Annotated in this window: 7 protein-coding genes; 2 read left to right on the top strand and 5 right to left on the bottom strand. The window is 58.3% G+C overall.

The window, feature by feature from the left end:
* Nucleotides 1-86 precede the first annotated feature (86 nt).
* From NZK35_RS30770 to NZK35_RS30755, 4 genes are all read right to left on the bottom strand, one after another.
* The gene (locus NZK35_RS30770; protein WP_259636368.1) at nucleotides 87-536 is read right to left on the bottom strand and encodes an Hsp20/alpha crystallin family protein; all 450 of its coding nucleotides are present in this window, start codon (nucleotides 534-536) and stop codon (nucleotides 87-89) included.
* Nucleotides 537-731: 195 nt separating this feature from the next.
* A complete protein-coding gene (locus tag NZK35_RS35035; protein ID WP_259636367.1) occupies nucleotides 732-2,918 on the bottom strand; it encodes an FKBP-type peptidyl-prolyl cis-trans isomerase in 2,187 nt (728 codons plus the stop codon).
* Nucleotides 2,919-2,991: 73 nt separating this feature from the next.
* Nucleotides 2,992-5,649, bottom strand: coding sequence for a Gldg family protein (locus NZK35_RS30760; RefSeq protein ID WP_259636366.1), 2,658 nt, complete (start codon nucleotides 5,647-5,649; stop codon nucleotides 2,992-2,994).
* Nucleotides 5,650-5,701: 52 nt separating this feature from the next.
* Nucleotides 5,702-6,442, bottom strand: coding sequence for an ABC transporter ATP-binding protein (locus NZK35_RS30755; protein ID WP_259636365.1), 741 nt, complete (start codon nucleotides 6,440-6,442; stop codon nucleotides 5,702-5,704).
* A gap of 521 nt (nucleotides 6,443-6,963) precedes the next feature.
* On the opposite strand from NZK35_RS30755, the gene NZK35_RS30750 reads away from it, so the two are divergent.
* On the top strand, nucleotides 6,964-7,212 hold the full coding sequence (locus NZK35_RS30750) for a hypothetical protein (RefSeq protein ID WP_259636364.1): 249 nt from the start codon (nucleotides 6,964-6,966) through the stop codon (nucleotides 7,210-7,212).
* 102 nt (nucleotides 7,213-7,314) lie between these two features.
* On the opposite strand, the gene NZK35_RS30745 is transcribed toward NZK35_RS30750, so the two are convergent.
* On the bottom strand, nucleotides 7,315-8,670 hold the full coding sequence (locus NZK35_RS30745; RefSeq protein WP_259636363.1) for a sigma-54-dependent transcriptional regulator: 1,356 nt from the start codon (nucleotides 8,668-8,670) through the stop codon (nucleotides 7,315-7,317).
* Nucleotides 8,671-8,944: 274 nt separating this feature from the next.
* Here NZK35_RS30745 and NZK35_RS30740 point away from each other — a divergent pair, with 274 nt between their 5' ends.
* Nucleotides 8,945-9,448 (top strand): hypothetical protein, encoded by a 504-nt coding sequence (locus NZK35_RS30740; protein WP_259636362.1) that lies wholly within the window; start codon nucleotides 8,945-8,947, stop codon nucleotides 9,446-9,448.
* Nucleotides 9,449-10,195 lie beyond the last annotated feature (747 nt).

The raw sequence follows: 10,195 nt of genomic DNA, 5'->3' as shown, positions 1-10,195 counted from the left end.
AAGCCTGCACACCAGCGCGTGTAAACAAAAAATCCGCAACACGCATTGCAGCGTGCTGCGGGGCGATTTGGCGGTTGAAGGACGAGCTACTTCGCGTTGATCGTGATCTTCTTGGGCATGACTTCCGGGCGTTTTTTCAGCAGCAAGTGCAATACACCGTTCTCATAGTTCGCTTCGATCGATTCGGGGTCGACCGAATCTGGAATGGAAATCAAGCGGCTGAATTCGCCCCAATTACGTTCGTCATGCAGGTACGTTCGATCTTCGGATTCCACCCGCGATCGGTTGGCCGCAATCTTTAGACGTCCTTCTTCGAAGGTCACGTCGATGTCGTCGTTCGCCAGACCGGGAAGATCCATTTCCAAGTGGTAGTGGTCGTCTTGTTCCCAGACGGACATCGACGGCCACCAGGGTTTCGTCCTGCCGTTGCCACCGGAAGTGAAAAGTCGATCAAACAAATCGTCCATCTCGCGGCTCGCGACGCCGAGCACGCCCGGGCCGAGCGAACGAGAAAGGGTTGAGTGTAATCCGCTCATGGCTAGAACCTCCAGATCACTCGTTGAAAACCGTGAAACGAAAAACTGACCGGCAGACTCGCGAACACGATTTGCAGAATTGACAGTCAGCGAAACGGTCAAGATAGAAAGCAACCGGCGTGCCAAAAAAGCGAGGCCGCGGCGTTAACCGCGGCCTTCGAGGGAAAATGACGACGCGGGTAATCCGCGTCATCGTCAACCAACGTTCGGCTCAACCGAAACCAATTCGACCTCAAAAATCAACAACGTGTTGGGTCCGATCTTGTCGCCCGATCCACGCTCGCCATAGGCCAGTTCCGGTGGAATGTACAGTTTCCATTTGGCTCCCGGTCTCATCAATTGGAGCGCCTCGGTCCAGCCCGGAATCACCTGATTGACACCGAACTCCACCGCGGAGTCACCAGATTGGTCAAACACGGTGCCGTCTAGCAACATGCCCTTGTAGCGAACTTTGACGCGGCTCCCTTCACTCGGCGACGCGCCCTCGCCCTCGGTCAATACCTCATATTGCAATCCGCTCTCGGTCGTGATGACGCCGTCCTTGGATTGATTCTCTGCCAGGAACTCATCCGCGGCGGCTTGGTTGGCTGCCGCCGACTCCTCGGTCGACGATTGCGGTTCTGTCTCCGACGCGGGTTCTTTCACTTCCTCTTTCGGTTCGACGAGGTCGTTGCGAGAGAGTGCAAGTTTGTCATAGTCCTCGCCGGCGATGACATAGTACCACCGGGCGAAACGCCGGTTCAACGACTCGGCTTTCTCCTTGCCCTGCTCGATCTTGTCTTGATACGACTGCCATGCTTCCAGATCGTCGTTGTAGGCTTCCATCTCCGCGTCGTAGCTCTCACGCAGTTCCTTCAAGCGGTCGGCTTCATCTTGTTTGTCGGATGTTTCGGTGTCTTCAGACGATTCGTTTTTGTCGGTGTCGTCCTGCGATTCGGACTCTTTCGACGTAGCATCATCGGTATCTGCTTCGGCCGCGCTCAGCTCCTCCGGCATTTCCGGCTTGGTCGGTTTCTCGGGGGCTTCACCGAGGAATTGCCGGTCAAAGTTGACCGTGACGAACACATATCGGCCGGGTTTTTCAGAGTTGCCGGATTCGTTTTCATCACTGCTTTCGTTTTCATCATCGGCTGAATCGGAGTTACGCGCATCCTCTGATGCTTGGTCGGGATTGTTTGCGAATCCCAATTCGAGTTCTTCCTGGTTGCCGGTAAACACGCGGCCGAAGTAGAGGTTGTACACCAGCCCCTCGTTGGTCGCCGTGGCCAGTTCTCCTTCACGCGAAATCAGCTTCAGCGTGTCAGGATTGTCTTGAACCGGTTGCAGCAAGAAACCTCGCGAGAGCAGATCGGATTGCAAGCGGTCGACATCACGTTGAGAACCGAGGGCGTCGCGGTCGAGTTGCAGATCGGGCGTCAACCCGGTTTGCTTGGGCCGGACACCGACGATGTCAAGCTTCGCGATGGCGTTGACGGTATCTCGAATCGCATCCTTTTTGACTTGCTCGGTTGCCTCGTCGATGCCGTCGATCTTCCAATCGTCGAGTGACGTTTCCCGATGAAGCGTCGTGACTTCACGTTGCGTCACCGTGCCTTTTAGCTCATCAAATTGATAATCGTTCAGTGAAACGTTGACGACGTCGGTTTGGTTGATGTCAAACAGCTCGGTGTTGATCCAATCGCTGAATCGCGTCGACAAGTCAATGTTAAGTGTCGCCACATACACTTCGTCTTCGTCGGGGTGCCGGACGTAGTACTGGTCAAGTTCATCGTCGACCTGATTGCCAATGATGTAGTCGGCTAGAACCGAATCGTCTTTGCCCCGCAGGGTGAGCCGTTTTCCGACTCCTTCGACTTGGTCGACCTCCAATGTGTCCGTTTGTGGATCGACGACACCATAGCGGGCGTGGTCGGCTTGCCATCGGGTCACCATCGCCCCTCGCTTGATCCCGATCACGCTGCTGGCGGTTCGGGCCAATTGGTCTTCGGCGTCCGCGGGATAATTGTGGTGCGATGGGATCACCCACTGGCCGTTTTCGGTTCGTTCCACACTGAATTGTTTGGCTTCGACTTGGTCGGGATCGATGACCGCCACATTGAGCGCCGAGGCCAGGGTGGGATCACGAAATTCGGGAAAGAACTCTTTGCCGACCTTTCCATATTCGGCGATCACCGCCGGCCGAGTCGCCAATTCGATGACGCCGGTGATCAGCAGACAGAGGATGGCGGCGGCGGCGTAGAGAACCGTCCGACGCGTCTCTTCAGCCAACCCCAGCCAGCGATTTTTGACGGCCGCGGTGGTGGCGTCGATGGTTTCCTTGGTTTGACCGCCGGGCCGACTGTCGGCGTTGGGTTGCGTCTGGTCTTGGGTAACTGTGGACATGGGAATTCGTCGGTGTTGCTTTCCGGTGGTTGGTGTGAATGGGGTGTCGGTGGGAAGAACGCAAGCTGGAAGCTTACGCCACGGTCTTGCGACGGCGTGAGTCGATGACCGTCGACTTTTCATCGCGGACTCGTTGTGCAAAGACGAACGCGCCGAGTGCAAACGCCGGGATCGCGGGCAGACAAACGGACCAGAATCGAATTTTCGATTCCAACGACTTGATCTGACGATTGGTGGTGGCGCGAATCTTGCGGATTTCGTCGTTCTTCTTCTGTTCGATTTGAGCTTCGGCTAGCGACAACCGCTTTTGTTCGGCTTCTTGAGCTTGCTTGAGCATTTGCGTTTTGGCGATCGGGTCGAGATCGCTGTTCTGTTGGATTTCCCGGACGCGTTTGCCGAGCTGCTCGCGGCGTTGCTCCAATTCCTCTTCGGCCTGCTGATCCGCTTCCCGTTCGGCTTGGTTTGCCGCTTCAAGGAAGCGACGTTTCTGCTGTTCGACACGAACCAGCGTTCGGTGCGCCGGGCGTCGGCTTCGGAGTTCGATGAAGGAGTCGTCGCCGACCAGCGAATCGACGGCGTTGAGTACAAAGGTGACGTTGTCAAAGCTGGTGCTCAGGTTTCCAAGGTTGCGCTCCTCGAAGAAGAAATCGGAGATCATGTCGACGTCGGCGACAAAGATGGCGTTGACCTGATGATCGTCCGACTCTCCGGTCACGCGAGCGGCCAGGGTATGGACGGCACCGTCGATCACGCGGAACGGGTTGCGTCGCGGGTTGGCCGTTCCCTGCATCGAAAAGAAGTTGAACCCTCCTTCATCGACAAATTCTTCCCACTCGAGGACACCGGATTGCCGGCTGCTGGTGAGCAGCGGTTGGAAGTCATACTCACCGTCGCGTTTTTCAACTTCGCCGGGGTACAACGCAATCAGTTCTTGCAGCCCCTTGGTGATCTCATCGTTTCGATTGAACGATTCGACGTCATTCCCGCTGTTGGTCACGAAGACGTATTCGGGGGGAAGCATCGCGAACTCGGGGTGCGGATTGTTGAAATCGAACACACAGGCGTCGTACTGCCAATCGATCCCCAGAGCTTCCAGCAACCGCGTTGCCCGGCCGCCATCGGCCTTTTGTTCTGGCGGTGGACCCCCTTGCCCCATGAAACCCGAATGGCCGGAACGTTTGGGTTGGCGCGGGGCACCGGTCACGCCAAACCCGTTGCTGCCCAGGGACAGCGGGAAGGGATCGTCGAACACCAGCAGTGGATGACCAGTTTCGGCGTAGGTCACCAGATGGTTCATTTCTTCGCTGGTCAGTGATGACGGCATGACGGCCAACAGCACATCGAAGGCTTCGGCATCAATCTCGGTCGACGGAGACACCGACTGGACGTTGTATTGCTTTTTCAGTTCACGCACGATTTGCCAGTCGCGGGTGCCTTCCATCAGGTTCGCGTCGGTCCGCAGAACGCCGACGGTGTGGCGTTTTTCGTTTGCGACGGTCTGGATCGAACGCGTCAGTTCGTACTCGATCGGCAGGCCTTTGCCGAAGAACGGCACGACGACTTTGTCAAAGCTGCTGATCACGACCGCACCCAGGTACACGTCCGCCTCGCTGCGTCGACCGTCGACTTCGGTCATCACCTGGACCGGTTCGATCCCAAAATGTTCGGCTTCGTCGGCCTGCTGGCTAAACGGTTGGACGTCGACATAGCGGACCTCCAGACTTTTTCCGCCGAGTTCATCGAACTGACGAAGCAATCCGACCAATCGTTTTCGTGTTTCGACGTATTCCCGAGGCACCTCAGGACTAAGGAAGGCTTGGATTTCGATCGGTCGTTCCGAATCGAGTTGGTCGAGGATGTCATGCGTTGCGTCGGAGAGGCTGAAGAGGCGTTCGCCGGTGGCGTCCACACGCAACACGCTGTATCCCGCCCAAGTCGTGACGCAGGACAAAACAACAGCGACACTGATCGCCCGCACCGCGTATTGAAAACCGATCGCCGGTTCACGACGTGTCTGCCAGTGACGTCGTGTCATCAGGGTGTGATTGAGGTACAGCATCACCACGGTGAAAGCGACAAAGTAGAGTAATGCCGTCAGTGCGATCACACCCATGCCGAAGTCGCGGAACTGTTCTTGCAAGCTGAAACGTTCCAGCAAGTCACCCAGTCCCAGCATGCCACCGATCTGTCCGACGAACACCGGGATCGCACAGATGACGATTCCTAACACGAAGGCGACGGTCATGTTCGCCGTCAACATCGACGCCAACATGCCCGCACTCAGCAACGCCGCACCGGCCAACCAATAGCCGAAGTAGGTGGTCGCGAGCAGGCCCCAGTCGGGATTGCCGAGAAACGTCAAAACGAAAACATGTGCCATCGAGAACGCGAGTGCAACGCTGTAGACCGCGACGACCGAAAGGTATTTGCCCAGCAGGATCTCGATTTCGGTCGCCGGCAGCGTGAACAAGAGCTCGTCCGTTCCGGATTTGCGTTCATCCGCCCAGACGCTCATTGTGACCGCCGGCACAAAGAACAACAGCAACAACGGGTACCAGGCGGTCAGCTGATCGAGATTGGGTTCGTTGCCGGTAAAGAACCGCGCGTTGAACGCCAGGGCGCCGCCGAGCACCACAAACACCACAATGAACAGGTAGCCCAATACGCCCGAAAAGTAGCTCGCAAAATTGCGTTGAAAGACGGCCCGGATCACTTGTGGACGGATTTGCATGGTGGGGTCTCTGAAAGTCAAAATTGGATGGGTGTTGGTTCGTTACTGCTTGCTACGCGGCGACGGTCAGTTCTCGGAATTTCTGTTCCATGGCATCGCTCTGCTGGCCGAGTTCGTCGGTCGGTCCATCGAACACCAACCGTCCCTCGTTGATCATCACCACGCGATTGCACACCGCGTGGACTTCTTGCAAGATGTGCGTGGACAGCAACACGGTTTTGGTTTCACCCAACGTGGTGATCAACTCACGGACGCCGTGCACCTGGTTGGGATCCAGTCCGCTGGTCGGTTCATCCAAAATCAGCACGTCGGGGTCGTGCAGCAACGCTTGGGCCATGCCGACCCGTTGGCGATATCCACGCGAGAGTTTTCCGATCGCCTTGCCCCAAACATCGCCGAGCGAACACTGCTCGCGGACCCACTCCAGTCGTGCTTGCAGCCGGTCCCCGGACAGCATGCGGGCTTGGCCGACGTAGTTTAGGAACGCGTGGGGTGTCATTTCGGAATAGAGCGGGCCATTTTCGGGAAGGTATCCCAGACGCTGGGCCGCATTGATCCGATCACGGTGCACGTCGTGTCCGGCGATCTTGGCGGTGCCGGCGTTAGGCGAAAGATAGCCCGTCAGCATTTTCATCGTGGTCGATTTTCCAGCCCCGTTAGGTCCCAGAAAGGCACACACTTGTCCCAGCGGTACCTTCAGTGAGATCGCTTCGGCCGCGGCAAAGTCGCCATAGTATTTGCACAAACCGTCGGCTTCGATCATCCACTGGGTGTCGGTCGCGGCTTCGGCCATCGAGTGGTTTCCTTTGTTGCTGTGGTGGCTACGGGAGAGGAGTCATGCGGTGTGGATCGCATGGCAACCTTCGTGCCAATCGTGCAATTTGGACAACGCCCGTGAAATCGACGTTCGACCGCAGCGGAGCATCGCGCCGGTGGATGACAAACTGTCGTGATCCAGGACAACTTGACGTGCCGCAGCAGGATCAAGTGCAACCCCGCAATTTGTTGGCGGCAGCGCTCGAGCCCTCCGGTGTTCGGGACAACCCCGCAGTTTGTTAGCGGCAGGGCGCGAGCGGGCTGTCGTTTTTGTGAGCCGCGACGCGTAAGCGGCCGGGCATTGCGACGCTGCCCGAGGCCTTACGGCCAGCGGCTCACCATTGACTCAGCAGATCCCGACTAAATCGACAGCCCGCTCGCTCCGGTCCGCCCACTGCATGAGTCCCGACGTCGATGGCACGCCGATTGCAGATTCGATACCACCGACGTCTTCGACTCTCACCCATCCGCGTTTTGTCAGTTGGAGGAGAATCAATCGTGAATGGTTTGCCTGGAATCTTGGAATTGGTGGGCATCGATCCGTCGCGTTATGACGAACTAGACGTTGCCCGCTGTGTGGCTCAACTCGGCGGATCCATGATCGGAAGACAGATCGTGTTTAGCGATACGTCGCGGCGAGATGCGGCGATCGAAGCTTTGTTTGAGAAATTCGGCGCTCATGCGTTCGCCTGGGGTGACGCGTTGCGCCGCGAGTCCGAACACCCTCTGGAGCTTTCCCATGCCTGAAATGCCTGAGAACCTGCTTTCCCTGGCGCTGCTGTCCGCCGGCGCGCTCGCTTCGCTTGGTCTGGTCGCCCTGGTGACCTACATGGCGTTCTTTCAGAAGCATTAGGGTTCCAAGTCGAATTCCTTCAATTTGCGTTGCAGCGTGCGGACGCTAATGCCCAACAGTTCTGCAGCTCTTGTCCGGTGACCGCTGGTGTGTTCGAGCGTCCGGCGGATCGCTTCGCGTTCGATCTCGGCGAGCGTCATTCCGGGTTGGATGATCGCTTGTGCGGACTCGGCACCGGTGATGTGTGGCGGAAGGTGTTGTTCATCGATGATTTCGTCCAGCGTCAACACAATGATGCCTTCGAGCGTATTCCTCAGTTCGCGTACATTTCCGGGCCATTTGTAGGCCTTCATCGCCTCCAATGCCGCGGTGGAAATGTCTTTGACCGGTCGCTCGTTCTCGGTGGAGATTTGGTCGATAAAGTGGCGGATCAGCAGCGGGATGTCATCTTTGCGTTCCCGCAGCGGCGGTAGGGTCAGTTCGACGACTTTGAGCCGAAAGTAGAGATCCTCCCGGAATTCCTTGTTCTGGACCTGCTGGAGCAATTCGCGATTGGTCGCGGCGACCAGGCGGACATCGACGTCGATCTCTTTGGATCCGCCGATCGGCATGACCGTCCGGTTCTCCAGCGCCCGCAACAATTTTGCTTGAAGCGACAGGTCGAGTTCACCGATCTCGTCCACGAAAAGAGTCCCGCCGTCGGCCGTTTCGAACAGGCCCTTGCGGTCGGCGGTGGCCCCGGTGAACGCCCCTTTCTTATGGCCGAACAGTTCGCTCTCGACGAGCGATTCCGGGAGTGCGGCACAGTTGACCGCGATCAGTGGTTTGGCGGCGCGGCGGCTGAGTCGGTGGATCGAGCGGGCGACCAACTCCTTCCCGGTGCCGCTTTCTCCCGTGATCAACACCGTGCTTTTCGTGTCCGCGACGAGTCGGATTTTTTCGAACAGGGCGCGGATCGAGGCGCTCGTGCCGATCATGTTGTCCAGGCCACGTTGCCGGGTCAGCTGGGACTGGAGTTCCGCGATCTGTTCGGCCATCGCGCGGCGCCGCAGCGACGATTCGATCCGCTCGGTCAATTCGTTCAAGTTCACGGGTTTGGGCAGGAAGTCGTCGGCGCCCGCTTTGAGTGCCGCGACGGCCGCGTCGACGCTTTCGACCCCGGAGACGACGATGACAATGGCGTGGGGGGCCTTTTTCTTGGCGACGTCCAACAATGACAGCCCGTCGGTCTCGGCCATCTTCAGATCGGTGACGATCACTGCCACACCGTCTTCGATCATTTCGATCGCCGACTCGCCGTCGGCAACCGTCACCGGGTTGTAGCCGTGCCGTCGGAGCCACTGCGATGTCGACGCGCGGCTGTCCGCGTCGTCATCGACAATCAGGATTTTCCAGGCTCGTTGTTCAGTCATGTTCGGCCGGGGGCTTCGGGTAGGTCACAGACGCTGTCCGGTGAGCCGTGATACGTCGTCGCGCGGTCTCAAGTTCGCCGGACATTTTGTCATGTCGGCGGTCGCAGATGAAGCCAACTTGACGTGATTTGCGGGCGTCTGTCGGTCGAGCTCCGAGCCGAACGCGAATCGGCTTTCGGTACAGGAATTGCTTGACACAATCGCCGAAATCAAGTGGACGCTTCGCCCACTTGTCCTGACAGTCACTTCGTCACCCGCCAAACAGGACAGTTCCATGTCCAAGTCAAATGGGACACAACGACCGATCCGTCATCGTCTGCCGGAGTTGCAGGAAGCGTCGCTGGAGGAAGGGCGTAGCGAACGCGTCCGCATTTTGATGGCCAGCCATCGGGCCGAGGCGTGTCTGACCGCACCGGCGCCCGGACGGGAGCACGTTTGGAAGGACGCCGTCTATCAAGCGCTCAGCTTGCTGCGTGCATCGCTCGGCGAAGCGAGTCAGCGGGGAGAATCCGCCGGCGGCTTGATTGCGGAGCTGAAAACGACGGGCGGGAAGTACTATCACCGCGTCGACCGACTGCAACAGGAATTTGACGAAATGGTTCGACGCTGCGATGCCACGATCGAACACTTGCATTCGCAGGGCGAAGGCGAGTCGATCGACTACGCCGACATCCGACAGCGCGTCACCTGGCTGCTCACGTCCCTGAAACACCACCAAGCCCGAGAAGCCGATCTGGTCTATGAGGCCCACGGATTGGACATCGGCATCGGCGACTAGCACTCCGGGCAAGGCGTCGTGGATCCCGAAGGGAATCCAGCGAGTCGCCGGAGGATCAGCGCAGCGCCAGCTCCGGATCACGCCCCAAACCTCTCATCGACCTCGGACGGGGTCGCAGCGAACCTTGCATCCCGCAGGACGTCGATTCTTCTGCTGCAGGGATCTTGCAACCCAATCGTTTCTCTCCCTCTGGGAGAGACGGCGTTTGCGCAGCAAGCAAACGCCAGAGAGGGCCGGCGCTGCAAGAATCTTAGCGCCTTCCGCCACGATCAACTCCGTCACTTCTACAACCGAGATCCCGAAGGGACCTCAATTGATTTACTGAGCGTTTGCGTTTCTAGCGAAACGCCACACCGCAGAGCGGTGCCACAACACAGCCCGGGGTCGCGGAGCGCACCCCGGGTTGTGTCGAAATCGAAACTGGAACCCCAGCGGGGTTCAACAAACGACGTGTTGCGATCCGAGGGGCAAACTGCGCGAACCCGGCAAAACGTATTGTTCAACCCCGCTGGGGTTGGCGGCCGAATGGTGGCCGGAACTTGGGGTGCGCTATCGCGACCCCAAGCTTTGATGTGGCACGCCGCTGGCGTGAAACCACGGCCGCGGTAGAACGAGAAGTGCGTCAGAAATACAATCGACATCCCGAGGGGATCCCAGCGATTCGCCGGAGGTCAGCGCAGCGCCACCTCCGGGATGCTCAGCAATCCAACCGATATCCCGAAGGGATCTCAGCGAGTAGCCGGAGGT

This window comes from Stieleria sedimenti (assembly GCF_025060895.1).
Lineage (GTDB): Bacteria > Planctomycetota > Planctomycetia > Pirellulales > Pirellulaceae > Stieleria > Stieleria sedimenti.
Note: the sequence above shows the minus strand (reverse complement) of the source record. Positions and strands in the feature narration are given on the sequence as shown.